The following is a 25,350-nucleotide window of genomic DNA, read 5'->3' as shown; positions in this document are numbered from 1 at the left end:
GTCGAAAACATTCGATGGACCGCGGCGCGGTCGGCGCGGGAGAGTCGAAGCCATGAGCAGCCTCGACGCGAACCAGGACCCGCACGCCAACGACGCCGCCCCCTACTCCGGAGGCGACCCGTACGCCGACTACCGCACCGGTGACTTCCCCTTCACCGAGCTCGTCGACCTCGCCGACCGCCGCCTCGGCGCCGGGGTCGTCGCCGCCAACGACGAGTTCTTCGCCGAGCGGGAGAACCTCCTCGTCCGCGAGCGCGCCGTCTTCGACCCGGAGCACTTCGGGCACAAGGGCAAGATCATGGACGGCTGGGAGACCCGCCGCCGCCGCGGCGCCGACGCCGAGAACGTCTTCCCGGCCCCCGAGGACCACGACTGGGCGATCGTCCGCCTCGGCGCCCCCGGTGTGATCCGCGGGATCATCGTCGACACCGCCCACTTCCGCGGCAACTACCCGCAGAAGGTCAGCATCCAGGCCACCGCCGTCGAAGGCTCGCCCAGCCCCGCCGAGCTGCTCGACGCGAAGTGGGAGGAGCTCGTCCCGCCGACCCCCGTCCGCGGCCACGCCGCCAACGGCTTCGCGATCACCGCCGAGCGCCGCTTCACCCACGTACGGCTCTGCCAGCACCCCGACGGCGGCGTCGCCCGGCTCCGCGTCCACGGCGAGGTCGTACCGGACCCCGAGTGGCTGGAGCTCCTCGGCACCCTCGACCTGATCGCCGTGCTCAACGGCGGCTCGTACGAGGACGCCTCGGACAAGTTCTACTCCTCGCCGACCCAGATCATCCTGCCCGGCACCTCCCGCAAGATGGACGACGGCTGGGAGAACCGCCGCCGCCGGGTCCGCGACACCAACGACTGGGTCCGCTTCAAGCTCGTCGCCCAGGGCGTCGTCCGCGCCGTCGAGATCGACACCGCCTACCTCAAGGGCAACTCGGCCGGCTGGATCGCCCTCCAGGGCCGCAATGGCGAGAGCGGAGAGTGGTTCGAGATCATCCCGCGCACCCGCCTCCAGCCCGACACCCTGCACCGCTTCAAGCTCCCCGCGCAGGCAGTCGTCACCCACGTCCGGCTCGACGCCTTCCCCGACGGCGGCGTCGCCCGGATGCGTCTCCACGGGGCGCTGACGGAGCAGGGCGCGGCCGATCTGCGCGCCCGGTACGCGGCGCTCGGCGGCTGAGGCCCCTCCGAGGGAAAAGCTTCCGCCCGGCGGCGCGGCCGCGCGCCGACGCCCGCCCGCCGGGCGGACTCCAAGCACCGCCTCCGACAGACGCGGCGAAGGGGCGCCCCCACGGGGGAGGGCGCCCCTTCGCCGTTCAAGCGGGTACTACTGCGCGGCCGCCGCGTCCGCCGCACGCGCCTTCAGGGCGCGCTCCACGCCCGCGCGGCACTCCGTCACCATGCGCCGCAGCGCCGGGACCGGGTTGTGCTCGGCGATCCACGCGTCCGTCGCGTCCAGGGTCTCCTGCGAGACCTGGAGCGTCGGGTAGAGACCGACCACGATCTGCTGGACGATCTCGTGGCTGCGGGTCTCCGCGACGCCCTTGATCGCCGCGAAGTACTTCGCGGTGTACGGGGCGAGCAGCTCGCGCTGGTCGGCCTGGACGAAGCCGCCGATGACGGCCGCCTGCACGGCGTTCGCCAGCTTGTCGTCCTCGACGACCGAGGCCCAGGCCTCCGCCTTCGCCGCCTCCGTCGGACGGGCCGCGCGCGCGGTGGCCGCGTGACGCTCGCCCGCCGCCGTCCGGTCGCGCTCCAGCTCGGCGGCGATCTCCGCCTCGTCGAAGCGACCGGTGGCCGCGAGGCGCTGCACGAACGCCCAGCGCAGCTCGGTGTCGACGGCCAGGCCCTCGATGACCTCGGAGCCGTCGAGCAGCGCCGCGAGCACGTCGAGCTCCGCGTCCTCGCGGGCCGTGGCCGCGAAGGCACGCGCCCACGCCAGCTGGTGGTCGCTGCCGCCCTCGGCCGCGCGCAGCTGCTCCTGGGCGAAGGCACCCCAGCGGGCCAGGCCCGTCGCGCGCCACTCCGGCGCCGCGTACAGGTCGAGGGCCGCCTTCACCTGGCCCTGGAGCGACTGGACCACACCGATGTCGGACTCCTTGGCGATGCCGGAGAGCACCAGGTCCAGGTAGTCGCGGGTGGCCAGCTCGCCGTCGCGGGTCATGTCCCAGGCCGAGGCCCAGCACAGGGCGCGCGGCAGGGACTCGGCGAAGTCGCCGAGGTGCGCGGTGACGTTCTTCAGGGACACCTCGTCGAGGCGGACCTTCGCGTACGACAGGTCGTCGTCGTTGAGGAGGACGACCGCCGGGCGGGCCTTGCCGGCCAGCTCCGCGACCGGGGTCCGCTCGGCCGCCGCGATGTCCAGCTCCAGGCGGTCGGTGCGGACCAGCTTGCCGCTCTCGTCCAGGTCGTAGAAGCCGATCGCGATGCGGTGCGGGCGCAGCACGGCCTTGCCCTTGGCGCCGGCGGGCAGCGCCGGGGCCTCCTGGCGGACGGCGAAGGCGGTGATGACGCCGTTCTCGTCGGTCTCGATCTCCGGGCGGAGGATGTTGATGCCGGCGGTCTCCAGCCAGGCCTTCGACCAGGTCTTCAGGTCACGCCCGGAGGTCTCCTCCAGGGCGCCGAGGAGGTCGGACAGGCGGGTGTTCCCGAAGGCGTGCGCCTGGAAGTACGCCTGCACGCCCTTGAAGAACTCGTCCTGGCCGACGTACGCCACGAGCTGCTTCAGGACCGAGGCGCCCTTGGCGTACGTGATGCCGTCGAAGTTGACGAGCACGTCCTCCAGGTCGTTGATCTCGGCCATGATCGGGTGCGTCGACGGCAGCTGGTCCTGGCGGTAGGCCCAGGTCTTCTCCGAGTTGGCGAAGGTGGTCCAGGCGTTCGGCCAGCGGGTGCCCTTGACCGAGGCCTGGCAGGCGACCGAGGTGTAGGTGGCGAACGACTCGTTCAGCCACAGGTCGTTCCACCACTCCATGGTGACGAGGTCGCCGAACCACATGTGGGCGAGCTCGTGGAGGATGGTCTCGGCGCGCCGCTCGTACGCCGCGTCCGTCACCTTCGAGCGGAAGACGTACTGGTCGCGGATGGTGACCGCGCCCGCGTTCTCCATCGCGCCCGCGTTGAACTCCGGCACGAACAGCTGGTCGTACTTGGCGAAGGGGTAGTCGTACGCGAACTTCTCCTGGAACCAGTCGAAGCCCTGGCGGGTCACGTCGAAGATGTGCTCCGCGTCCAGGAACTCGGCCAGCGACGGACGGCAGTAGATGCCCAGCGGGACGACCTGCCCGTCCTTCTCGTACGTCGAGTGCACCGAGTGGTACGGGCCGACGATGAGGGCCGTGATGTACGTGGAGATGCGAGGGGTCGGCTCGAAGACCCACACGTCGTTCTCGGGCTTCGGCGTCGGCGAGTTCGAGATCACCGACCAGCCGCTGGGGGCCTTCACGGTGAACTGGAAGGTCGCCTTCAGGTCGGGCTGCTCGAACGAGGCGAAGACCCGCCGCGCGTCCGGTACCTCGAACTGGGTGTACAGATAGGCCTGCTCGTCGACCGGGTCGACGAAACGGTGCAGACCCTCACCCGTGTTGGTGTACGCGCAGTCGGCGACGACCTTCAGCTCGTTGCGGCCCGCGGCCAGGCCGGCCAGCGCGATCCGCGAGTCGCGGAAGACGGCGGCGACGTCGAGCGAGCGGCCGTTGAGCACGACCTCGTGGACGGCGGGGGCGACGAGATCGATGAAGGTCTCGGCGCCGGCCTCGGCGGAATCGAAGCGGACGGTGGTGACGGACCGGTAGGTGCCGCCCTCCTGCGCACCGGTGAGGTCGAGTTCGACCTCGTACGCGTCCACGCTCAGCAGCGCCGCCCGCTGCTGAGCCTCTTCACGGGTCAGGTTGGTCCCAGGCACCCGGTCAACTCCTCGGTTTCGTGACGTTTGGGCCATCCTTCCACGGGCCGGCTCAGCGGCGCACGGAACATTTCCACGGCCCGTCACCGCTGATCCGCAGCAGCCCCGGGCCCGGTACCGGGGCGCTCACCCGGACCTCCCCGATCTCGTTGACCAGCAGGTCCTGCTCCTCGTCGTCGTAGAGCGGGTCGAGCGGCGGGGTGTGCTGGTGGACGGTGAAGTGGGACTCCCCGAGGTGCGCGAAGTCGAGTACCCCGGCCGGCCCCTCGTAGATCACCAGATCGTGGGCGATCCCCTCGACGTGACTGTCGAAGCGGCGCGTGTGGGAGAGCGGAAGCACCCGTAGCGTCCACGGGGTGTCGGCCTCCACCCGCAGGGTCAGCGGCCGGGCGCGCGGGACGAGGGCGACGGTACGCGCGCGTACGTCGTCCTCGTACGCCGTGAGGAGGAAGTCCTCGGCCCGCCCGTACGCGTCGCAGGCCTCGATCGTCGTGGACAGCGAGTGGTACGACTCGATCTCCAGGAGCACCCAGTGCCCCGCCGGGAGCCCCGGGTCGCAGTGCACGGTCTCCTTGCCGCGGCCCTGGTACACGCAGGGCCGGAACGCCCCGCCGTACGGATCGGCCACCGGCACCGGCGGGGCGGCGGGCGCCGGGGGCGGCGGCGGGGGCACATAGCCGGGGCCCGGGATGGGCGGCGGCGGGTACTCCACCACGATGCCGAAGTCCGTCGCGAGCCCGGCGAGCCCCGAGGCGTACCCCTGGCCGACCGCCCGGAACCGCCAGCCGCCGTCCCACCGGTAGAACTCCCCGAAGACGAAGGCCGTCTCCGTCGTCGCGTCCCCGATCGCGCAGTACGCCACCGGGTTCCCGGCCGCGTCCGTGACCCGCACGTCGAGCCCCGGCACCTGCCCGAAGGCGCCGCCGTCGGCGGAGGCGGCGATCACCAGACGTCCGACATCGGGCTCCACGCGCGCGAGGTCCAGCCACAGCCAGTCCGCGGCCGGGCTCCCGGGCGCGCCGGGGGCCGACTTCCCCAGGTGCCGGACGGCCCCCGAGGGGTGCTCGGCGTGGTTGTAGAACACCAGATCGGCGTCGCCCCGCACCCGTTCCCCGGCCCCGAGGAGCAGCGCGGAGACGTCCACGTCGGGAACCCCGTGCCCGGTGCGCCAGCTGACCGCGACATGAAGGGCCTGCGGGGGCACCGCGACGTCGGCCCCCTTGGGTATCTGGGTCATGGGGGAACTCTGGCACGGGCGGGCACGCCGGAGGGGCGGCTCCCCGCAACGGGAAGCCGCCCCTCCGGAGGATCCTGGGATCAGCCCTTGAGCTCGGCCGCGACGAGCTCCGCGATCTGCACGGCGTTCAGCGCCGCGCCCTTGCGCAGGTTGTCGTTGGAGAGGAAGAGCGCGAGGCCGTTCTCGACGGTCTCGTCCACACGGATGCGGCCCACGTACGAGGCGTCCTTGCCGGCCGCCTGGAGCGGGGTGGGGATCTCGGAGAGCTCGACGCCCTCGGCGTCCTTGAGGAGCTCGTAGGCGCGCTCGACGCTGATCGGACGGTCGAAGCGGGCGTTGACCTGGAGGGAGTGGCCGGAGAAGACCGGGACGCGCACGCAGGTGCCGGAGACCTTGAGCTCGGGGATCTCCAGGATCTTGCGGGACTCGTTGCGGAGCTTCTGCTCCTCGTCGGTCTCGAAGGTGCCGTCGTCGACGATCGAGCCGGCCAGCGGGACCACGTTGAAGGCGATCGGGCGCTTGTAGACGGCGGGCTCGGGGAACTCGACGGCCTCGCCGTCGAAGGCGAGCTGGTCGGCGGTCTCGGCCACGGCGCAGGCCTGGGTGCGCAGCTCGGCGACGCCGGCCACGCCCGAGCCGGAGACGGCCTGGTAGGTGGTGGCGATCAGCGCGGTGAGGCCGGCCTCCTGGTGGAGCGGCTTGAGGACCGGCATGGCGGCCATCGTGGTGCAGTTCGGGTTGGCGATGATGCCCTTGGGGCGGTCCTTGATCGCGTGCGGGTTGACCTCGGAGACCACGAGGGGGACCTCGGGGTCGCGGCGCCAGGCGGAGGAGTTGTCGATCACGACGGCGCCCTGCGAGGCGACCTTCTCGGCGAGGGCCTTGGAGGTGGCGCCGCCGGCGGAGAAGAGCACGATGTCGAGGCCGGTGTAGTCGGCGGTGGAGGCGTCCTCGACCGTGACGCCGTCGACGACGGTGCCGGCGGAACGGGCCGAGGCGAAGAGCCGCAGCTCGTCGACCGGGAAGTTGCGCTCCGCGAGGATCTTGCGCATGACCGTGCCGACCTGACCAGTGGCTCCGACGATTCCGACCTTCACGGGGACTCCTCCGTACGTATGTGCAGGGTGCTGCCGGTCCATGATGCGTATGTCCCGGGGCGCCTTGTCCAATCCGTTTCTCTCTCTGAGAGCGCCGCTTCATACCGTGATATCTTCATTACACCCCGTGAGGGGTCGGTTCGGGCTGGACCGCAACCCTTCGGTTGGAAGCCCCTCCTTCGGGTAGGGAGCGGAGTCACTGTCCAAGGAGCGGACGTTCTTCCGATTCCCGTGGACACCCGAAAAGGGAGGGGCGGGCGCTCGGCGCCCGCCCCTAGGGAAAACGGGGCTGTTACGGGGTGACTGCGCCGATCAGGACGCTGCCGGTGCCCGCGACGGTGCCGCGCGCGTTGAGCAGCTGGACCTCGCCGAAGAACTGGCGTCCCTCGGGGGCCGCGCCGGCGACCAGGACCTCGGCCGCCACCGGGGCGGAGGCGCCGTTGGCCAGGGTGACCGGCTTCGACTCGTCCACCTTCACGGTGCCGAGCGCGGACGAGTAGTACACGTCCTTGTAGTCGTACGTGGTGCCGCCCGCGGCCTGGACCGAGTAGCCGTCGATGACGACGGTGTACGTGCCCGGGGCCGGCTTCACGAGGGAGACGGACTCCTCCGAGTCGCCGTCCGCCGACTGGCCCACGGTGGCGCCGTTCAGCGTGACGGTGAGGTCGAGGTCGGCGGCCTTGTCGGAGGTGTTGCCGATGGCGATGTCGAGCCGCTCGACGCCCTCACCGATGGTGACGGTCTTCGTCTGCTGCTCGTGGTGCTGGATGGTCGGCGTCTCGCTCTTCTGCGAGCCGAGCGAGCCGCCCTTGAGGGTGCCCGCGATGCCCGCGAAGCGGTTGGTGACCTGCCACTGGACGGCGGCCGGGGTGCCGATCTTCGCCTCGGCGACCGTCTGGACGGCCGGGGCGAAGTCGACGCCGAGGGCGCTGACGTTCAGGGTGTACGGGTTGTCCAGGTCCGGCGACGTGCGGCGGGACTCGACCTCGATCTCCCAGACGCCGGGCGTCGGGTTCGGGTAGGACCGCAGGTCCGGGCGGCAGGTGTTGGCCGGGTTGTAGTGCGGGTAGCACTGCGTGGTGGCGCTGTCCTCGATGCCGACGCCGTACGGGTGGATGGAGATGAACCGGGTCTGGCTCTTCTCCTTCAGACCGCCGAGCGCGACCTCCAGCGTCTTGGCGCCCTGGGGCACGGTGACGAAGTAGGACTTGCTGCTGTTGCGCTGCACCGAGCCCGTGGCGGAGAGGTTGTAGCCCGGGGCGACCAGGTCGTTCGAGACGATCGAGGTGGCGAGGATCTGCTTGTCGACGCCCTCGGTGAACAGGTCGTCGGCCTCCAGGATGACGCTGTGCGCACCGGCGGTGGCGGCGCGGGCCTGGAGCTTGACGGTGACCGGCTTGTTGAGCGGCAGCGCGACGAAGTCCTCACCGAGGATGCGGAAGGTGCCGTCGTTGTACTTGAGGCTCAGCTCGTGCCAGACCGGCCGGTCCGGGCCGTTCGTGCGCGTGATGGTGACGTCGTAGACGCGCTTCTGGCCGACCTTGAGGCCGCCCTCGCGGTCGTACACACCGGTGCCGGTGTGCGGGGCCGGGAAGATCACGGTGTCGACCGGGGCCTGGACCTTGTAGTCGTGGGCGGTGGCACCGTCCTTGATCGACTCCCAGGCGTCCTCGATGTCGATGAGGCCCGAGCCCTGCTCGTGCGCGGCGACACCGGGGATGCGCTTCGCGGTGGAGGTGAGCGCGGTCCGCAGGGTGAGCGGGGAGAGCGCGATGCCCTTCTGCTTCGCGGCCGAGATCAGCAGCGCGCTCGCGCCCGCCGCCTGCGGCGAGGACATCGAGGTGCCGTTGAGCATGCCGTAGCCGGCGGGCAGGGTGTAGCCCGCCTCGGCGACGCCGGCGCCCGGCTGCCAGGTCGGGATGGTGTTCACGGCCGAGCCGGGGGCGGTGATGGTCGGGGTGAAGCCGCCGTCCTCACGCGGGCCGCGCGAGGAGAAGGGGAACATGGCGTACTTCTTCTCGACGGCCGAGCCGTAGTTGGCGGCCCAGGTCGACTGGGAGACCGCCGCGCCGACCGAGAGGACCTTGTCGGCCAGACCGGGGTCGCCGATCGTGTTGATGCCGGGACCCTCGTTGCCGGCCGAGATGACCAGCTGGACGCCGTACTGGTCGATCAGGCGGGTGTAGAGGCGCGAGCGGACGTTGTCGCCGTCGTTCTGCTGCGGCAGGCCGCCGATCGACATGTTGACGATGTCGACGCCGCGGTTGACGACGAGGTCCGTCATGCCCTCGGTGAGGGCGGTGTTGGTGCAGCCGCCGGACCAGGTGCACGCGCGCGAGGAGACGATCTTCGCGCCGGGCGCGGCGCCGTTCATCCTGCCGCCGAAGAGGCTGTGGGCGGCGGTGATGCCGGCGACGTGGGTGCCGTGCGAGGACTCGACGAGACCGATGTTGACGAAGTCGCGCTTCTGGCCGACCCAGGTTCCGCCCAGCGGGTCCATCGGGACGTCCTTGCGGATCTCCACGACGAACGGAGTGCGCTCGACGACCTCGGTGGCCGGGTTGTCGGTACCGAAGTAGCCGATCTGGTACCCGTCCTTGTACGGCTTCAGCGGCGCGTTGTCCGTGAAGTCGTTGTTCTGGTCGGTGTCCACGCGGACGGTTCCGGCGGCCGGGTCGTACAGCATGCCGAAGACGTCGGTGGTGTCGCCGTCCCGGTTGATGTCGCCCTTGGGGTCGCCGCCCTTGGTGGCCGCCTCGGTGAAGCGGCTGAACTGGTAGGAGCCCGCGGGGGCCGTCCAGCTCTGGCCGGAGGCGGTGAAGACGGGGCCGGCGACGGGGGTGATCTGCGCGCGCCAGGTGGCGTCGCCCTCGGTGAGCGGGTCGGTGGCGGTGACCCAGTCGACGATCTTGCGCTCGCCGGTGGTGGTCTTCTGCAGGGCCGGGTGGCCCAGGTCGACACCCGAGTCCAGGATGCCGATGGTCACGCCGCGGCCGTCGGCCTTCGGGTGCTCCTTGACGAAGTCGACCGCGCCCGTCTCGTACGAGGGGTTGTACGGGTTCTTCGCCGGGGTGTCCTTGCCCGGGGCCGGGTAGGTCGTGGCGACGGTGGTGCCGGAGACGGCACCCGCCGCGGCGCCCGCGTCCGGCGTCGGGTCGTCCAGCGCGATCTCCGCCTGGAGGTCGATGGACTGGACGGAGGAGAGGCCGGTGGCGGCCTTGATGGCGGCGGCGGCCTTGGCGGTCGGCAGGGTGGCGCGGACGTAGCCGAGGGCGTCCTGCTGCTTGCCGACGGAGGCGCCGTCGACGGCGTCGAGCTGCGCGGCGACCTGCTCGGTGGCGCCGGGGGCGGTGGCGACGAGGACGGTGACGTTCTTCTCGCCGTTCGCCTGGGCCTCGGTGAGCCGCTGGGCGTCGATGGCGCCGAGCTTGTCGGCCGGGTTCGAGGACTTGACCGGGGGAGTGGTCGCCGGGGCTTCGGCGGCGAGCACGGGCGCGGCACCGGTCGCGACGAGGGCCGCGACGAGTCCGGCGGCGGCCGCGATGCGGGCCGCGCGTCTGGGCCCGTGCGTCGAGCTTCCGGGTATGGAGCTCCGAGTTTCGGGGGTGGTCATTTACATCCCTGTTTGTGAAAGGAGGGTGTCCGGAATCTGATGCCGGATGACCGCTCAGCCTTTCGCAAGGGACAGGGGTTTGTGGAGAGTTGCCCGGGGCCGGATTGCCGCCGCGGCACAAACCCGCCAGCGCGCCAGACGCGCCACACGGGACGAACTCACCGGAACAGGGACGAGTCGCAGCCTCGTGCGGCTCAACTCTCCTTCGTACGGGCGTAGTGGCGGGAGGCCTTGGCGCGGTTGCCGCAGACCGCCATCGAGCACCAGCGGCGGGTGCCGTTCCGCGAGGTGTCGAAGAAGTGCAGGATGCAGGCCTCGTGGGCGCAGGCCCGGATCCGGTCGGGCGCGGTGCGCAGCAGGTCGAGGTAGTCGCGCGCTGCCGTCCAGCCGGGCCCCCAGGCGGGGTCCGCGAACTCGGCCTCCTCGCCGGGGCCCTCGGTGGTGAGGGTGGCCCGGATGCGGCCGTGCCCGAGGACGGCGTCCACGCGCGTGGTGGCGGAGGGGTCGGCGGGCCGGTCGACCAGCGCGGCGAGCGCGTCCCGGGCGGCCAGGGTGTGCCGCAGGGTGACCGCGTCGGCGGCGAACCGCTGCTCCAGGCCGTTGGCGGCGAGCCAGACGGAGAGCCCCTCGACATCCGTGAGCAGGTCCTGGCGGACGCCTTCGTCGTTCCAGCGGGTGTTCAGCAGGTCCAGGGAGACGGGCTCGCCGGTGAGCGGCCGGGGATCGATGGCGGTCATGGGCGGACATCCTCCTCGATGGACTAACCCCTCAAGAGTACGTGACCGGTTGACTCCCGCTCTGGCTAACCTCTAAAGTCGAGATAGAAGGTTAGCCCGAGGGGTTGCCCGGCTGCCCCGCCCTCCGAAGGGAACTGTCATGTCCGCGATCGGCACGCTCGCCACCCATCACGTCGGCCTCAACGTCACCGACCTGACGCGCTCGCTCGCCTTCTACGGCGACGTCCTCGGCTTCGAGGTCCTCGGCGAGGGCGCGGAGAAGGACAGCCGGTACGCCTTCCTCGGCCAGGACGGCCGCCTGGTCCTCACCCTCTGGCAGCAGGCCGAGGGCACCTACGACTCCGGCCGGCCGGGCCTGCACCACCTCGCGTTCGAGGCGGAGTCCATCGAGCACGTCCGCGCCGCCGAGGCCGCGCTCACGGCGCGCGGCGCCACGTTCGCGTACGAGGGCGTCGTCGCCCACCGCGAGGGCGCGGCCTCGGGCGGCATCTTCTTCCACGACCCGGACGGCACCCGCCTGGAGATCTCGGTCCCGAAGGGCGCGGAAACCGCAGAAGCCCCCTCGGAAACGGCCCCGACCTGCGGCTTCTTCTAGTCGCGCCTGGTTGTGGGCATGCGTTCCGCATGGGGTCCCTCCAGGACGAAGTCCTAGGGGGAGGAACGGGTGGGCACAACCACGAACGCGCCGGCCGCGCCGAGGCCCGCACCCGCACCCACCGACCCCGCACTTACGGAGGCCCCCGTGAACACCGCGTACCACTCCGGCTCCCTGGCCGTCCAGGCACGCGAGGGCGTCCAGGACATCGCCGCCCACGTAGGCCGCTCCATCACCCCCGGCATCCGCCCCATCGCCGCCGCCTTCCTGGAAGCCCAGCCCATGCTGATGCTCGGCACGGCGGACGCCGAGGCCCGCGTCTGGGCGACCCTGCTGACCGGCGCGCCCGGCTTCGTCCGGGCCACCGGCCCCCACACGGTCTCGGTCGCCGCGCCCCTCCCCGAGGGCACGCCCGACGGCGCCCCCGTCGGCACCCTCGCCCTGGATCCCCGCACCCGCCGCCGTATGCGCCTGAACGGCACGGCGAGGACCAGCGCCCGGGGCTTCACGATCGAGGCCGAGCAGGTCTTCTCGAACTGCCCGAAGTACCTCCAGAAGCGGGAGTGGTACGGCTCCGAGCCCGTCGGCCCCGAGGCGGGTGCGGCCCGGCACGGCGAGGCGCTCACCCCCGACCAGGTCCGCCGGATCCGGGCGGCGGACACGTTCTTCATCGCCACCGCCGCCCCCGACGGCCTCGACACCAGCCACCGGGGCGGCAACCCCGGCTTCGTCCGGGTCGACACGCCCAGCGAGCTCAGCTGGCGCGACTACCCGGGCAACTCCATGTTCCTGACCCTGGGCAATCTGGAGGAGGACGGCCGCGCGGGACTGCTCTTCCTCGACTGGGAGACGGGCCTGACCCTCCAGCTCAGCGGCCTCGCGCACACCGTGTACGACTCCGAGGGCCGCGTCACCCGCTTCCGCGTGGACCGCACGATCGAAACCCCGGCGGGCAGCCCCCTGCGCTGGTCACCACCGGAGTACTCCCCGGCCAACCCGAAACTCTGGAGCCCCAGTTGACGACCGCCGTCACCACCCGCCGCCCGCCCCCCCCCCCCGCGCGGCGCCTCCCCGCCCCCGCCCCGCGATCGTGCTCGCCTCCACGGCCGCCGCCGTCACCGCCCTCCTCCTCCTGGTCGCGGTCGGCACCGTCCTCCACCAGCCGCTGCTCATCCCGCCCCTCGCCGCCAGCATGGCGCTCGTGGCCGGCGCCCCCGAACTGCCGCTCTCCCAGCCGCGTTCGGTCCTGGGCGGCCAGCTGCTCTCCGCCCTCACCGGCTTCGCGGTCCTCGCCCTGGCCGGGCCCGGCCTCTGGGGCGCCGCGGTGGCGGGCGGTCTGGCCCTGGGCGTGATGATGCTCGCCCGTACCCCGCACTCGCCCGCCGCGGCCACGGCCGTCATCGTCGCCCTCCAGGCCCCGCCCTTCTGGTCGTTTCTCGGCCTTCTCGTGCTCGCGTCCCTCCTCCTGGTGGCCGTCGGTCTCGCCGCCGCCCGCGTGACGGGCCGCCCATACCCGGCTTACTGGCTCTAACCTCGCTCCATGACAACCGAGTTGAGGGTGGCGGCCTACGCCGTGTGTGTCCGGGGCGACGAGATACTCCTCGCCCGCTGGGTCGCCAAGGACGGCGTCAAACGGTGGACGCTGCCGGGCGGCGGCATGGACCACGGCGAGGAGCCCGTCCGTACCGTCGTCCGCGAGGTCGAGGAGGAGACCGGCTATCTGACCGAGCCCACCGCCCTCCTCGGCATCGACTCCATCCGGCGCTCCTGGCTCCGCCGGCTCGGCGGGCCCGGCGACTGGCAGGGGCTGCGGATCATCTACGAGGCCCAGGTCACCGGGGGTGCCCTGCGCAACGAGACCGGCGGCTCCACCGACCTCGCCGCCTGGCACCCGCTCGACTCCGTGCCCTCCCTCGTCCGCGTCGAACTCGTCGACATCGGCCTCCAGCTCTGGCGCGACCGGCCGCCCCTGGGCCGCTCGCACCTCACCGACCCGGCAAACGGCTGAAAAGCACTCAACCGCCAAGATCACCCTCAACCCCCGCCCCGGGCCCGGCGGTCCCCTCCCGTGACCGATCACGTTCACGTCCGTACGTCAGGGGAGCCCCGCATGTCAGCCGCACGCACCGCACGCCGTGCCCGCACCGTCCTCGCCGCCACCGTCGTCGCGGGCCTCACGGCCACCGTCCTCGCCACCCCCGCCCTCGCGGCCGCGAAGCCGGCGCCGGCGCACCACAAGGACCACGCCGCCACCCAGCGGGCCCTCGACGCGGCCGTCGCCGACGGGGTGCCCGGTGCCGTCGCCCAGGCCCGTGACGGGCACGACCGCTGGACCGGCACCGCGGGCGAGCGCAAGGGCGACGACCGCTACCGCGTCGGCTCCATCACCAAGACCTTCACCGCCACCGTCCTCCTCCAGCTCCAGGCGGAGGGCCGCATCGACCTCGACGACCCGGTCGAGAAGTGGCTCCCCGGCGTCGTCCGGGGCAACGGCCACGACGGCTCCCGGATCACCGTCCGCCAGCTGCTCAACCACACCAGCGGCATCTACAGCTACACCGAGGACCCCGCCTTCCAGGAGCGGGTCTTCGGCCCCGGCTTCCTGGAGCACCGCTACGACACCTGGACCCCGCGGCAGCTCGTGGCCGTCGCGATGGCCCACAAGCCCGACTTCGAGCCCGGCGCCGCCTGGAACTACTCCAACACCAACTTCGTCCTCGCCGGCATGGTGATCGAGAAGGTCACCGGGCGCCCGTACGGCAAGGCCGTCGAGAACCGGATCATCAAGCCGCTCAAGCTCCGCGCCACCACCGTCCCCGGCACCCGCTCGGCCATGCCGGAGCCCAGCAGCCCGGCGTACTCCAAGCTCTCCCGGGACGTGAACGCCCCCGTCCACGAGGTCTCCGACCTCAACCCGAGCATCGCGGGCGCGGCGGGCGAGATCATCTCCGACTCCCGCGACCTGCAGACCTTCTACTCGGCCCTGCTCAAGGGACGGCTCCTCACGAAGGACGGTCTGAAGGAGATGACGACCACCGTCCCGATCTCCCCCGAGTACCCGAACGTCGGCTACGGCCTCGGGCTGATGAAGCAGAAGCTGAGCTGTGGGGAGGAGGTCTGGGGCCACGGCGGCGGCATCCACGGCTCCACCTCGCTGGCCCATGTGACCCGCGACGGCGAGCACTCCCTCGCCGGCAACTTCAACGCCGACTGGACCGGCGACACCGAGAAGGTCGTCGAGGCCGAGTTCTGCGGCACCGACCCGAAGAAGTAGCGCTCACCGCGGCAGGACGACGACGTACGCGGCGGGCTGCCGGTCCGGTGCGGCCATCAGGGCCGTACGGACCACGGTGGCCTGCTGGTCCATCGCCTCGCGCAGCTTGCGCGGGGTGAGGTGGACGACCGTGATGCCGAGCCGCTCCAGGTGCTCCCGCTTCCGGGTGTACTCGGTCCACAGCTCGTCGTCGTCCTGCCGGGGCGCCCGGGTGTCCAGCTCCACGGCGACCGCCTGGTCCGGCCAGTAGGCGTCCACCCCGCCCAGGTGCGGGCCGCCCGGCAGCCGCAGGTCCACGTTCCACAGCGGGTCCGGCAGCGCGAACTCCCGCACCATCTCGTAGAGCCGCTGCTCGGAGAGCGAGCGCCCCTCGGCGAGCAGCGCGTCCACCGCGTCCACCACGTGCGGCCGGGAGAGCAGCCGGGCCCGGCTCAACTCCCGGACCACCGCGCCCGGTTCGCAGTGCCCGCCGCGCACGGCCTCGGTGAGCAGCCGGCGTACCGTCTCCGCGTCCGTGAGGCCCGACACCGCGTCGGCGACGGCGCGGGCGACCGGGGCGACGGGGAGGCCCGTGAGCTCCACCGGCTCCGGCGACTCGGGGGCGCGCACGATCCGCACCCAGCCGGTCGAGCGCAGCCGCCGGGTGCGCGGCACGAGCACCTCGATCCGGTCCAGGGCGGTGAGCGGGGGAGCGGAGGAGAAGCGGTGCAGGGTGAGCGCGGCGAGTCCGGTGATCATCGCGTCCGGGCCCTGCGCGGGGAGGGTGCCGGTCCTGCGGGCGTAGAGCAGGGCGGCGCGCAGCCGGTCCTCGCTGGTGGGCGGCCCGGGGTGGAGCAGGAAGACGCCGGGGAGGAGCTGCTGCCAGCCGCCGGGCCGGCAGTGCGCGGCGACCTCGGCGGCGGGGACGCCCTGCGCCCTCAACTGGTCGGCGGACGCGACGCGAGCTTGCGCACAGCCGGTGGGGGGGGAGAGGGGGAGGGGGCGGGGGGTGATGGGGGTGTTGTGGTTCATGCCGGGGGTCTTCCGCTCCCGAAGGCTCCCCTAACCCCTGTTACACGCTCGTCGACATTTAGGGACAACCTCGCCCTAAAGTACGCACGTTCGAGTGCCGATGGGGGCGGCGCCCGGAAGGGTGCCGCCCCCATCGACGTACCGACTACTCCGCGACGCGCCCATCGCAGTCCTGCGCCCGCAGCGCCCGCGCCAGGTCGTCCCGGGCCTCGAGGACCAGACGGCGCAGCGCCGGAGCGGCCGAGGCGTGCTCCGACAGCCACGCGTCCGTCGCGGCCAGCGTCTCCGGGCGGTCCTGGAGTCCCGGGAACAGGCCCCGGACCACGTCGATGCCGATCTGGATCGACCGCTCGCCCCACAGCCGCTCGATCGCCGCGAAGTACTTCTCCGCGTACGGCGCGATCAGCTCGCGCTGCGAGGGCTGGACGAAGCCCGCGATGGTCGCCTCGACCAGTGCGTTCGACAGGGCGTCCGACTCGACGACCTGCGCCCAGGCCTGCGCCTTGACCGCCGCCGAGGGCCGCGAGGCGAGCAGCCGGGTCTGGTGCCGCTTGCCCGTCGCCGTGTCGTCGAGGGCCAGCTCCGCACCGATCCGGGCCTCGTCCGCGCGGCCGTGCACGGCCAGCGGGGAGAGCAGCGCCCAACGCAGTTCCTGGTCGACGTCGAGGCCGTCGATCTTCGCCGTGCCGTCGAGCAGCCCCTCCAGGAGCTGGAAGTCGGCCTCGGCGGAGGCGGTCGCCGCGAAGAACCGCGCCCAGGTCAGCTGGTGCTCGCTGCCCGGCTCGGCCACCCGCAGCTCGCGCAGCCCGCCCTCGGCGAGCAGCCGCCCGCCCTCCTCGCGCCACGCGGGCGCCGCGTACAGGGTGACGGCCGACTTCGCCCAGCCGTGCACCATCTGGAGGACGCCGATGTCGGTCTCGCGGCCCGCGAAGGCGAGCGCGACGGAGACGAAGTCCCGGGCGGGCATCAGCCCGTCGCGGGTCAGGTTCCACAGCGCCGACCAGCACAGGGCGCGGGCCAGCGGGTCGGTGATGTCGCCGAGGTGCGCCCGCAGCGTCGCGAGCGAGCCCTCGTCGAAGCGGATCTTGCAGTAGGTGAGGTCGTCGTCGTTGACGAGCACCAGGTCGGGCTTCTCCTCGCCGGCGAGCTCGGTGACGACCGTCCGGGCGCCGGTGATGTCGGCCTCGGCCCGCGCGTACCGCACGAGCTCCCCGCCGGAGAGCCGGTAGAGGCCGACGGCGGCGCGGTGCGGACGGAGCTCGTCGCCCTCCTGGAGGACGGCGAGCTCGGTGATCCGGCCCTCCGCGTCGTAGGTGACGGACGGGGTCAGGCTGTTGACGCCGGAGGTCTGCAGCCAGGACTTCGCCCAGGCCTTCATGTCCCGCCCGGAGGTCTCCTCCAGGATCGCGAGGAGGTCGGCAAGGCGCGTGTTCCCGTAGGCGTGGCGCTTGAAGTAGCGGCGCGCGCCCTCCAGGAACGCGTCCCGCCCGGCGTACGCGACGAGCTGCTTGAGGACCGAGGCGCCCTTGGCGTAGGTGATGCCGTCGAAGTTGAGCTTGGCGTCCTCCAGGTCACGGATGTCGGCCGTGACCGGGTGCGTGGACGGCAGCTGGTCGGCGCGGTACGCCCAGGCCTTGCGGTTGTTGGCGAACGTCACCCAGCTGTTGGTGAAGCGGGTGGCCTCGGCGTTCGCGAAGGAGCCCATGAAGTCCGCGAAGGACTCCTTCAGCCACAGGTCGTCCCACCACACCATGGTGACCAGGTCGCCGAACCACATGTGCGCCATCTCGTGCAGGATGACGTTGGCCCGGCTCTCGTACGCGGCCTGGGTGACCTTGCCCCGGTAGATGTACTCCTCGCGGAAGGTCACCATGCCCGGGTTCTCCATCGCGCCGAGGTTGTACTCGGGGACGAAGGCCTGGTCGTACTTCCCGAAGGGGTACGGGTAGTCGAAGTTGTCGTGGAAGAAGTCGAAGCCCTGCTTGGTGACGAGGAAGACGTCGTCGGCGTCGAAGTGCTTCGCCAGCGACTTCCGGCACATCGCGCCGAGCGGGATCTCCAGGTCGCCACGGGTGTAGTTGTCGGTGACGTAGTGGTACGGGCCGGCCACGACACAGGTGATGTACGTGGAGATCGGCGCCGTCTCCGCGAACCGCCACACGCCCTCGGCGTCCTGCTCCCCGGCGCCGTTCGACCAGACCGTCCAGCCCTCCGGCGCGGTCACCGCGAAGCGGTACGGGGCCTTGAGGTCGGGCTGCTCGAAGTTGGCGTACACCCGGCGGGCGTCGGCCGGCTCGTACTGCGTGTAGAGGTAGACCTCGCCGTCCTCCGGGTCGACGAAGCGGTGCATGCCCTCGCCGGTCCGGCTGTAGGCGCACTGGGCGTCCACCACGAGCTCGTTCTCGTCGGCGAGGCCGTCGAGCGTGATCCGCGCGCCGTCGAAGACCACCGCCGGGTCGAGGGAGCGGCCGTTGAGCGTGACCGCGTTCACCGAGGGGGCGATCAGGTCGGCGAACGTGCTCGTGCCCTCGCCGGTCCGGCGGAACCGGATCGTCGTCACCGAGCGGAAGGTGCGCACCGGCTCGTCGGAGTCGCCGACCGCCGACCGCAGGTCGAGGACGACCTCGTACCCGTCGACGGACAGCAGCGCGGCCCGCTCGTGGGCCTCGTCGCGGGACAGATTCTCACCGGGCACGGTCACTCCTTCGTGGCGCGTTCGAAACAGCACCGATCCTCCCATGTGCGACTGTCACCCGGGACACGGGAATGCGTCAGCGCGTCCGGGGGTTCCCTTCTTTCGGCGCACCACCCGCTGCTTTCCGAGGCCTCACCGAGGAGTGACATGTCCGAGACCAGGACCACCGCCGACTTCTACTTCGACCCGCTGTGCCCCTGGGCCTGGATGACCTCCCGCTGGATGCTGGAGGTCGAGCAGGTCCGCCCGGTCGACGTGCGCTGGAAGGTCATGAGCCTGGCCGTGCTCAACGAGAACAAGCTGGACGAGGTGCCGGAGGAGTACCGCGAGCTGCTCGCCACCACGGCCTGGGGCCCGGTCCGCGTGGTGACCGCCGCCAAGGAGCTGCACGGCGAGGAGTACGTCGGCAAGCTCTACACGGCGCTCGGCACCCGCTTCCACAACAACGGCGAGACCCCGACCCGCGAGGCGATCGTCGGCGCCCTGGAGGAGGTCGGCCTGCCGGCCGAGCTCGCCGACTTCGCCGACAAGGACACGTACGACACCGAGCTGCGCGCCTCCCACAAGGAGGGCATAGAGAAGGTCGGCCAGGACGTCGGCACCCCGGTCATCGCGGTGCCGGGCCCGACGGGCGACGAGGTCGCCTTCTTCGGCCCGGTCGTCACCCCGACCCCGCGCGGCGACGCGGCGGCCCGGCTGTGGGACGGCACGCTGCTCGTGGCGTCGACGCCGGGCTTCTACGAGATCAAGCGCACCCGCACGGCGGCGCCCAGCTTCGAGTAGTCCCCACAGGTACGGAAGAACCCCCGCGATTCACGTCATCGCGGGGGTTCTTCTTTCATCCGCCTGCCCGGTGAAGGTGGAGAAGACGATCACGAGCAGGACGATCTCAGATGCCGATGAGCGGGGTGCGCCCCTTGGCGTCGGCGTAGCGCCTGTTCACGTCCTGCCAGTTGACGACCTGCCACATGGCCTCGATGAAGTCGACCTTCTGGTTCTTGTACTGCAGGTAGAAGGCGTGCTCCCAGGCGTCGAAGACCAGGATCGGGACCGAACCCTGCCCGACGTTGCCCTGGTGGTCGTAGACCTGCTCGACGATGAGCCGGCCGCTGATCGGCTCGTACGCGAGGACGCCCCAGCCGGAGCCCTGGGTGGTCGCGGAGGCCTTGGTCAGCTGGGCCTTGAACTTCGCGAAGGAGCCGAAGGACTCGGTGATCGCGTCCGCGAGCTCACCGACGCCGTCGGCGGCGAGCGGCTCGCCGCCGCCGCCGTCCTTCGGGCTGTTCATGTTGTTCCAGTAGATCGAGTGCAGGATGTGGCCGGAGAGATGGAACGCGAGGTTCTTCTCCAGGCCGTTGATCGCGCCCCACTGGTCCTTCTCGCGCGCCTCTTCCAGCTGCTCCAGGGTGTCGTTCGCACCCTTGACGTACGCGGCGTGGTGCTTGTCGTGGTGCAGCTCGATGATCTGCGGATTGATCACCGGCTCCAGTGCCGCGTAGTCGTACGGCAGCTCCGGAAGTGTGTAGATCGCCATGTGCCCGAGCCCTTCGACGGCTTATTGCAACCTCTATGCAAGTGCAGGCTAGCAGCAGGTGCGGGAGAAGTTGATCAGCCCTTCGTCCTAGGTCCCCCCGGGTTCCGCGCCCGGACATGACGAAACCCCCGGACCGAGCGGTGGTCCGGGGGTTTCGTCCAAGGGTCGGTCAGGAGGCCCGTCCGGCCGCCGCCTTCTGGCGTACGAAGCCGATGACGGCCAGCACGAGGGTCAGCGCGCCCGTCCAGTACAGCTGCACGCGGGTGCCCTCCTCGCGCGCCATCAGGACGAAGATCGCCGCCATGCCGGCCAGCGCCACCCAGGTCAGCACCGGGAAGGCCCACATGCGCACGACCAGCTTCTCGGGCGCCTCGCGCTCGGTGCGGCGGCGCAGCACCAGCTGCGCGGCGGCGATGAAGAACCAGACGACCAGGATGATCGCGCCGATGGTGTTGAGCAGCCAGATGAAGGCCTTGTCCGGCGACCAGTAGCTCAGCAGCACACAGCCGAAGCCGACGACGCAGGAGACGAGCACGGCCGGGCGCGGGACCCCGCCGTACAGCTTGCCGAGCGCCTTCGGGCCCTGGCCGCGGGCGACCAGCGAGCCGGCCATCCGGGAGGCGCCGTAGATGTTGGCGTTCATCGCGGAGAGCAGGGCGACGAGGACGACCACGTTCATGATCTGGCCGGCCGCCGGGATGCCCAGGTGGTCGAGGGCGGCGACGTACGGGCCCTTCTCGACGACCGCCTTGTCGTCCCAGGGGACGAGGGTGACGATGACCGCCATCGAGCCGATGTAGAAGAGCGCGATCCGCCACATCGCCGTACGGACGGCCTTGGCGACGCCCTGCACCGGGTGCTCCGACTCGGCCGCCGCGATGGTGACCGTCTCCAGGCCGCCGTACGCGAAGACGGAGGCCAGCAGACCCACGATGAGGCCCTCGGAGCCGTGCGGGAAGAAGCCGCCCGCGCCGCTGAGGTTCGCGGTGCCGGGGGAGTCCGTGCCGGGCAGGACGCCGACGATCGCGAGGACGCCGATGCCGAGGAAGAGGACGATCGCGCCGACCTTGAGCGCGGCGAACCAGAACTCGAACTCGCCGAAGTTCTTCACGGCCGCCAGGTTGCTGACGCAGAAGACCAGCATGAAGAGCGCGACCCAGGCCCACTCGGGGCTGCCGGGGAACCAGCCGGTCATGATCTTCGCGGCGCCGATGCCCTCCAGGCCGACGGCGACGCAGAGCAGGAACCAGAAGGCCCAGCCCGAGGTGAAGCCGGCCCAGGAGCCGAAGGCGCGCTCGGCGTGGACGGAGAAGGAGCCGGAGGCGGGGTTCGCGGCCGACATCTCGCCGAGCATCCGCATCACGAGCATCACGAGGACGCCGGATATCGCGTAGGCGATCACGATCGACGGCCCGGCGGCGGCGATGCCGGCGCCGGAGCCGACGAAGAGCCCGGCGCCGATGACCCCGCCGAGGGCGATCATCGAGAGATGGCGCTGCTTGAGGCCGCGTGAGAGGCCCTCGGCAGGTGCGGTCGCGCCGTCCTTGCGGTCGGCCGGCGCGGGCGCGGTGGTCCGAGACATGGGCGAGCCCTGTTCACTAGCTGAGACGGGGAGGGAAGCCCACAGTCTGGGTGGGCGCACCGCTCAGAGGGAACCGGAGTCCGCTATACGGTCACGACCTTCACACAAGGTGAAGAATCAGTTCCGCTTTGTTGAGGACATGCGGAGCTCCCGCACCCACGCCACGAGCAGCACCACGCCGGTCGCCCCCGCCGACCACAGCACCTGCGGCCGCGCCCCGTCGTCGTTGAGCATCAGGACGAGCACCGCGCCCATCGCGGCCAGCGCCACCCAGGTCAGCCACGGGAAGCCCCACATCCTCAGCGTCAGGGTCTCGGGCGCCTCCCGCTCGATCCGGCGCCGCAGCCGCAGCTGGGAGACCGCGATCAGCGCCCAGACGAAGAGGAGCACCGCCCCGACCGCGTTCAGCATGTAGAGGAAGACGGAATCCGGCCACTTCAGATTGAGCAGGACGGAGACGAAGCCGAAGGCCACCGAGGCGAGCACCGCCCGGCGCGGCACCCCGCCGCCGGTGATCCTGAGCAGCCCCTTCGGCGCCTCCCCGCGCTCCGCGAGCGAGAACACCATCCGGGACGAGCCGTACAGGTTGGCGTTGAGCGCCGAGAGCAGCGCCACGAACACCACCACGTTCATGATCTGGCCCGCCGCCGGCACCCCGATCGAGTCCAGGACCGCCACGTACGGCGACTCGCCCGGCTTCATCGAGGTCCACGGCAGGAGGGTCACGATGGCGAGCATCGAGCCCACGTAGAAGAGGAGGATCCGCCAGACCGCGCTGCGCACCGCCCGCGCCACGTTCCGCGCCGGGTCGTCGGACTCGGCCGCCGCGATCGTGACGACCTCGAGACCGCCGAAGGCGAAGACGACGGCGAGCACGCCCGAGACCACGCCGGACCAGCCGTTGGGCAGGAAACCGCCCTGCCCGGTCAGGTTCGCGAGACCCACGGGGTCCGTGTCGGGCAGCCACCCGACGATCGCGAGCACACCCAGGACGAGGAAGAGCACGATCGCGCCGACCTTGAGCGCCGCGAACCAGAACTCGAACTCGCCGAAGTTCTTCACCGCCGCCAGGTTGGCGAGGGTGAACACGATCATGAAGATCAGCACCCAGCCCCACTGCGGCACCCCCGGCACCCAGCCGTGCGCGATCCGCGCCGCGCCCGTCGCCTCCACGGCGAGGACCACGACGAGCAGGAACCAGTACAGCCAGCCCACCGAGAACCCCGCCCAGCGGCCGAGCGCCCGCTCCGCGTGCACCGAGAACGCGCCCGAGGCGGGCATCGCCGCCGACATCTCGCCGAGCATCCGCATGACCAGCATCGCCAGCGCGCCGGCGATCAGATACGAGACCACGATGCCCGGCCCGGCGACGGCGATGCCGGCGCCCGAGCCGACGAAGAGCCCGGCGCCGATGACCCCGCCGAGCCCCAGCATCGTCAGATGACGCTGCTTCAGGCCGTGGGAGAGGGGCTCCGGTTCGGGGGCGAGGGAGTCGTGCATAGGGGGGCTCGTGCTCTCTGACAGTTTATGGAGACTCCACAGTCTCTCCGCTGACCTTCCTCTGACGCAAAAGGGACGTCTGCCAGGGAGTTCCCAGTGACAAGGGTCACGTGGCGCGAGGCATGAAATCCCTCCTTTGTCGAAACCCCATGAAGCGCTCGCCTCACGCTTTGTCGGCGGCTGACGGTGATCGGTCGTTCACTCCTGGCATACCGTCAACCTGTCCCTCCCACCCTCACCCCCGCGGAGTACCGATGAGCACCGCCGCCGCCCCCGTCCGCTCCCTCCGGGCGGGCACCGTCCTCGCCGACCTCATCCCGGCGAGTCGCGCCCGCGACATCGCCCTGGTCGTCGGCGGCGCCGCCCTCACCGGCCTCGCCGCGCAGATCTCGGTCCCGGTCCCCGGCTCCCCGGTCCCGGTCTCCGGCCAGACCTTCGCCGCCCTGCTCGTCGGCACCGCGCTCGGCGCCCGCCGCGGCTTCCTCGCCCTCGCCCTGTACGCGGTCGCGGGCATGGCGGGCGTCCCGTGGTTCGCGCAGGCCTCCTCGGGCTACGGCATGCCCTCCTTCGGCTACATCCTCGGCATGCTCCTCGCCTCGACCGTCGTCGGCGCCCTCGCCCGCCGCGGCGCCGACCGCTCCGTGCTCCGCACCGCCGGCGCGATGGTGCTCGGCTCGGCCCTCATCTACGCGGTCGGCGTGCCGTACCTGGCCCTCGCCACCGGCATGACCCTCGGCCAGGCCGTCGCCGCCGGCCTCACGCCGTTCCTCATCGGCGACGCCCTCAAGGCCGCGCTCGCCATGGGCGCCCTGCCGGCCGCCTGGAAGCTCGTCGGCCGCAAGGGCTGAGCCCCGGAGCCGTACGCGAAGGGCCCCGCCGCTCCCTGGGGAGTGGCGGGGCCCTTTCGTACCCCTGAGGAGGGCGAGCGGACTACACGCGCTCGAGCTCCTCGGCGGGGGTGGTGTTCTTGCCGAGCCGCTGGCGGACCAGCGCGATCGCGATCACGAGCGCGGCGACGAGCAGGGACAGCACGACCTGCTCCCGGTTGCTGCCGCCGTCGTAGACCATGTAGCCGAGCACCGAGACGATCATGGCGATCGTCGCCCACGTCAGGTACGGGAACAGCCACATCTTCACGACCAGCTTCTCCGGCGACTCGCGCAGGATGATGCCGCGCATCCGCAGCTGGGTCACGCAGATGACCAGCCAGACGAAGAGCGCGACCGCGCCGGAGGAGTTCAGCAGGAAGGCGAAGACGGTGTCGGGCCACTTGTAGTTGAAGAAGACCGCGACGAAGCCGAAGACGACCGAGCCGAGGATCGCGGCGGTCGGCACGCCCCGCTTGTTGGTCCGCGCGAAGGCCTTCGGCGCGTCACCGCGCCGGCCGAGCGAGAACGCCATGCGGGAGGCGGTGTAGAGGCCCGAGTTCAGGCAGGACAGGACGGCCGTCAGGACGATCACGTTCATGATCTGGCCGGCGTGCGGGATGCCGATGGAGTCGAGGGCGGCGACGTACGAGCCCTTGTCGACGATCGACTTGTCGTTCCACGGCAGCAGCGTCAGGACGACGAAGATCGAGCCCAGGTAGAAGACGCCGATGCGCCAGATCACGCTGTTGGTGGCCTTGGTGACGGCCTTCTGCGGGTCCTCCGACTCGCCGGCGGCGAGCGTGACGATCTCGCTGCCCATGAACGAGAAGACGACCATCAGCACACCGGTGAGGACCGCGCCCGCACCCATCGGGAAGAAGCCCCCGCTGTCGGTGAGGTGCGCGAATCCGGCGCCCGGGTTGTCCGAGCCGGGCAGCACGCCGAAGACCGCGAGCAGACCGATGACGACGAAGGCGCCGATGGCGACGACCTTGATGCCGGCGAACCAGAACTCGAACTCGCCGTACGAGGCGACGGAGCCCAGGTTGGTGGCGGTGAGCACCACCATCACGATGAGCGCCCAGCCCCACTGCGGAACGGCCGGGATCCAGCTCTCCAGGATCTTGGCGCCCGCGGTGGCCTCGACGGCGAGGACGACGACCCAGAAGAACCAGTACAGCCAGCCGATGCTGAAACCGGCCCAGCGGCCCAGGGCCTGGTCCGCGTAGGTGGAGAAGGAGCCGGAGGCAGGCCGGGCGGCGGCCATCTCGCCGAGCATCCGCATCACGAAGACGACCATGGCGCCGACGAGCGCGTACGAGAGGAGGATGGCGGGGCCGGCCGCGGCGATGCCGGAACCGGAGCCGACGAAGAGACCGGCGCCGATGACGCCGCCGATCGCGATCATCGACAGATGGCGGTTCTTGAGCCCGGCCTTGAGGCCGTCGGAGGACTGCGCGGGCCCGGTGGTACCGGTCTCCTGGCCGTCCTTCGTCAGGGTCGGTTGCGTGTTCATCGACGCTTCCTTGTGTGTGGGGGCTGCTCGGGTCGCGAGCCCGAGCATTCAACACTGTGGACAGGGATGATCGGAAGACCTCATTCCGGATCGTTGTACGGGCGACCTCGCGAGAGTCGAAGGTCCGTACCAGGTCGGGTGAAGCTCCCGACCCCGCTGCCTGCTACCCGGGCCCTGACGTGCCACACT

General features: G+C 71.2%; 19 protein-coding genes. 8 read left to right on the top strand and 11 right to left on the bottom strand.

Annotation, left to right across the window (positions count from 1 at the left end; all coding sequences use genetic code 11):
- Positions 1-52: 52 nt before the first annotated feature.
- Positions 53-1,177, top strand: a complete 1,125-nt coding sequence (alc, locus tag AB5J54_RS14110; RefSeq protein WP_369144262.1) for an allantoicase — start codon at positions 53-55, stop codon at positions 1,175-1,177.
- 147 nt (positions 1,178-1,324) lie between these two features.
- Here the strand turns inward: alc and pepN (AB5J54_RS14105) are convergent, their stop codons facing one another.
- The 5 genes from pepN (AB5J54_RS14105) to AB5J54_RS14085 form a co-directional block, all read right to left on the bottom strand.
- Positions 1,325-3,901, bottom strand: coding sequence for an aminopeptidase N (gene pepN, locus AB5J54_RS14105; protein WP_369144261.1), 2,577 nt, complete (start codon positions 3,899-3,901; stop codon positions 1,325-1,327).
- Positions 3,902-3,953: 52 nt separating this feature from the next.
- Positions 3,954-5,138 carry a TerD family protein gene (locus AB5J54_RS14100; protein ID WP_369144260.1) on the bottom strand — a complete coding sequence of 395 codons (1,185 nt, stop codon included), beginning with the start codon at positions 5,136-5,138 and terminating at the stop codon, positions 3,954-3,956.
- 80 nt (positions 5,139-5,218) lie between these two features.
- Positions 5,219-6,235 (bottom strand): aspartate-semialdehyde dehydrogenase, encoded by a 1,017-nt coding sequence (locus AB5J54_RS14095; protein WP_369144259.1) that lies wholly within the window; start codon positions 6,233-6,235, stop codon positions 5,219-5,221.
- Between the two features lie 292 nt (positions 6,236-6,527).
- Entirely contained in the window at positions 6,528-9,848 is a 3,321-nt protein-coding gene (locus tag AB5J54_RS14090; RefSeq protein WP_369144258.1) for a S8 family serine peptidase, read from the bottom strand.
- 194 nt (positions 9,849-10,042) lie between these two features.
- Entirely contained in the window at positions 10,043-10,585 is a 543-nt protein-coding gene (locus tag AB5J54_RS14085; RefSeq protein WP_369144257.1) for a CGNR zinc finger domain-containing protein, read from the bottom strand.
- Between the two features lie 139 nt (positions 10,586-10,724).
- On the opposite strand from AB5J54_RS14085, the gene AB5J54_RS14080 reads away from it, so the two are divergent.
- The 5 genes from AB5J54_RS14080 (at position 10,725) to AB5J54_RS14060 (ending at position 14,454) form a co-directional block, all read left to right on the top strand.
- A complete protein-coding gene (locus AB5J54_RS14080; protein ID WP_369144256.1) occupies positions 10,725-11,180 on the top strand; it encodes a VOC family protein in 456 nt (151 codons plus the stop codon).
- 147 nt (positions 11,181-11,327) lie between these two features.
- On the top strand, positions 11,328-12,200 hold the full coding sequence (locus AB5J54_RS14075; protein ID WP_369144255.1) for a pyridoxamine 5'-phosphate oxidase family protein: 873 nt from the start codon (positions 11,328-11,330) through the stop codon (positions 12,198-12,200).
- 67 nt (positions 12,201-12,267) lie between these two features.
- Positions 12,268-12,711 carry an HPP family protein gene (locus tag AB5J54_RS14070; RefSeq protein WP_369149324.1) on the top strand — a complete coding sequence of 148 codons (444 nt, stop codon included), beginning with the start codon at positions 12,268-12,270 and terminating at the stop codon, positions 12,709-12,711.
- Positions 12,712-12,720: 9 nt separating this feature from the next.
- Positions 12,721-13,188, top strand: coding sequence for an NUDIX hydrolase (locus AB5J54_RS14065; RefSeq protein WP_369144254.1), 468 nt, complete (start codon positions 12,721-12,723; stop codon positions 13,186-13,188).
- 102 nt (positions 13,189-13,290) lie between these two features.
- Positions 13,291-14,454 (top strand): serine hydrolase domain-containing protein, encoded by a 1,164-nt coding sequence (locus tag AB5J54_RS14060; RefSeq protein WP_369144253.1) that lies wholly within the window; start codon positions 13,291-13,293, stop codon positions 14,452-14,454.
- 3 nt (positions 14,455-14,457) lie between these two features.
- Here the strand turns inward: AB5J54_RS14060 and AB5J54_RS14055 are convergent, their stop codons facing one another.
- Together AB5J54_RS14055 and pepN (AB5J54_RS14050) are read right to left on the bottom strand one after the other, a co-directional pair.
- Entirely contained in the window at positions 14,458-15,465 is a 1,008-nt protein-coding gene (locus AB5J54_RS14055) for a hypothetical protein (RefSeq protein WP_369144252.1), read from the bottom strand.
- Between the two features lie 145 nt (positions 15,466-15,610).
- Positions 15,611-18,160 carry an aminopeptidase N gene (pepN, locus tag AB5J54_RS14050; protein WP_369144251.1) on the bottom strand — a complete coding sequence of 850 codons (2,550 nt, stop codon included), beginning with the start codon at positions 18,158-18,160 and terminating at the stop codon, positions 15,611-15,613.
- 147 nt (positions 18,161-18,307) lie between these two features.
- Between pepN (AB5J54_RS14050) and AB5J54_RS14045 the strand changes: the two genes are divergently transcribed.
- Entirely contained in the window at positions 18,308-18,943 is a 636-nt protein-coding gene (locus tag AB5J54_RS14045; RefSeq protein WP_369144250.1) for a DsbA family protein, read from the top strand.
- A gap of 106 nt (positions 18,944-19,049) precedes the next feature.
- On the opposite strand, the gene AB5J54_RS14040 is transcribed toward AB5J54_RS14045, so the two are convergent.
- From AB5J54_RS14040 to AB5J54_RS14030, 3 genes are all read right to left on the bottom strand, one after another.
- Complete coding sequence (locus AB5J54_RS14040; protein WP_369144249.1) at positions 19,050-19,694, bottom strand: superoxide dismutase; 645 nt, start codon at positions 19,692-19,694, stop codon at positions 19,050-19,052.
- A 169-nt stretch (positions 19,695-19,863) separates the two neighbouring features.
- A complete protein-coding gene (locus AB5J54_RS14035) occupies positions 19,864-21,276 on the bottom strand; it encodes an amino acid permease (RefSeq protein WP_369144248.1) in 1,413 nt (470 codons plus the stop codon).
- A 117-nt stretch (positions 21,277-21,393) separates the two neighbouring features.
- Positions 21,394-22,776, bottom strand: coding sequence for an amino acid permease (locus AB5J54_RS14030; protein WP_369144247.1), 1,383 nt, complete (start codon positions 22,774-22,776; stop codon positions 21,394-21,396).
- A gap of 254 nt (positions 22,777-23,030) precedes the next feature.
- Between AB5J54_RS14030 and AB5J54_RS14025 the strand changes: the two genes are divergently transcribed.
- Entirely contained in the window at positions 23,031-23,624 is a 594-nt protein-coding gene (locus tag AB5J54_RS14025) for a biotin transporter BioY (protein ID WP_369144246.1), read from the top strand.
- An 82-nt stretch (positions 23,625-23,706) separates the two neighbouring features.
- Here AB5J54_RS14025 and AB5J54_RS14020 read toward each other — a convergent pair whose 3' ends face one another.
- Positions 23,707-25,161 carry an amino acid permease gene (locus AB5J54_RS14020; protein ID WP_369144245.1) on the bottom strand — a complete coding sequence of 485 codons (1,455 nt, stop codon included), beginning with the start codon at positions 25,159-25,161 and terminating at the stop codon, positions 23,707-23,709.
- Positions 25,162-25,350: the final 189 nt, after the last annotated feature.

This window comes from Streptomyces sp. R44, from assembly GCF_041053105.1.
Classification (GTDB): domain Bacteria; phylum Actinomycetota; class Actinomycetes; order Streptomycetales; family Streptomycetaceae; genus Streptomyces.
The sequence above is the reverse complement of the archived record's forward strand: the minus strand, read 5'-3'. Positions and strand labels throughout refer to the sequence as shown.

Bases quoted from the DNA above. Each gene is read 5' to 3' on its own strand.
- alc (WP_369144262.1), top strand. From the start codon at position 53: ATGAGCAGCCTCGACGCGAACCAGGACCCGCACGCCAACGACGCCGCC.
- AB5J54_RS14100 (WP_369144260.1), bottom strand. From the start codon at position 5,138: ATGACCCAGATACCCAAGGGGGCCGACGTCGCGGTGCCCCCGCAGGCC.
- AB5J54_RS14090 (WP_369144258.1), bottom strand. From the start codon at position 9,848: ATGACCACCCCCGAAACTCGGAGCTCCATACCCGGAAGCTCGACGCAC.
- AB5J54_RS14085 (WP_369144257.1), bottom strand. From the start codon at position 10,585: ATGACCGCCATCGATCCCCGGCCGCTCACCGGCGAGCCCGTCTCCCTG.
- AB5J54_RS14080 (WP_369144256.1), top strand. From the start codon at position 10,725: ATGTCCGCGATCGGCACGCTCGCCACCCATCACGTCGGCCTCAACGTC.
- AB5J54_RS14065 (WP_369144254.1), top strand. From the start codon at position 12,721: ATGACAACCGAGTTGAGGGTGGCGGCCTACGCCGTGTGTGTCCGGGGC.
- AB5J54_RS14060 (WP_369144253.1), top strand. From the start codon at position 13,291: ATGTCAGCCGCACGCACCGCACGCCGTGCCCGCACCGTCCTCGCCGCC.
- AB5J54_RS14055 (WP_369144252.1), bottom strand. From the start codon at position 15,465: ATGAACCACAACACCCCCATCACCCCCCGCCCCCTCCCCCTCTCCCCC.
- AB5J54_RS14045 (WP_369144250.1), top strand. From the start codon at position 18,308: ATGTCCGAGACCAGGACCACCGCCGACTTCTACTTCGACCCGCTGTGC.
- AB5J54_RS14040 (WP_369144249.1), bottom strand. From the start codon at position 19,694: ATGGCGATCTACACACTTCCGGAGCTGCCGTACGACTACGCGGCACTG.
- AB5J54_RS14035 (WP_369144248.1), bottom strand. From the start codon at position 21,276: ATGTCTCGGACCACCGCGCCCGCGCCGGCCGACCGCAAGGACGGCGCG.
- AB5J54_RS14030 (WP_369144247.1), bottom strand. From the start codon at position 22,776: ATGCACGACTCCCTCGCCCCCGAACCGGAGCCCCTCTCCCACGGCCTG.
- AB5J54_RS14025 (WP_369144246.1), top strand. From the start codon at position 23,031: ATGAGCACCGCCGCCGCCCCCGTCCGCTCCCTCCGGGCGGGCACCGTC.
- AB5J54_RS14020 (WP_369144245.1), bottom strand. From the start codon at position 25,161: ATGAACACGCAACCGACCCTGACGAAGGACGGCCAGGAGACCGGTACC.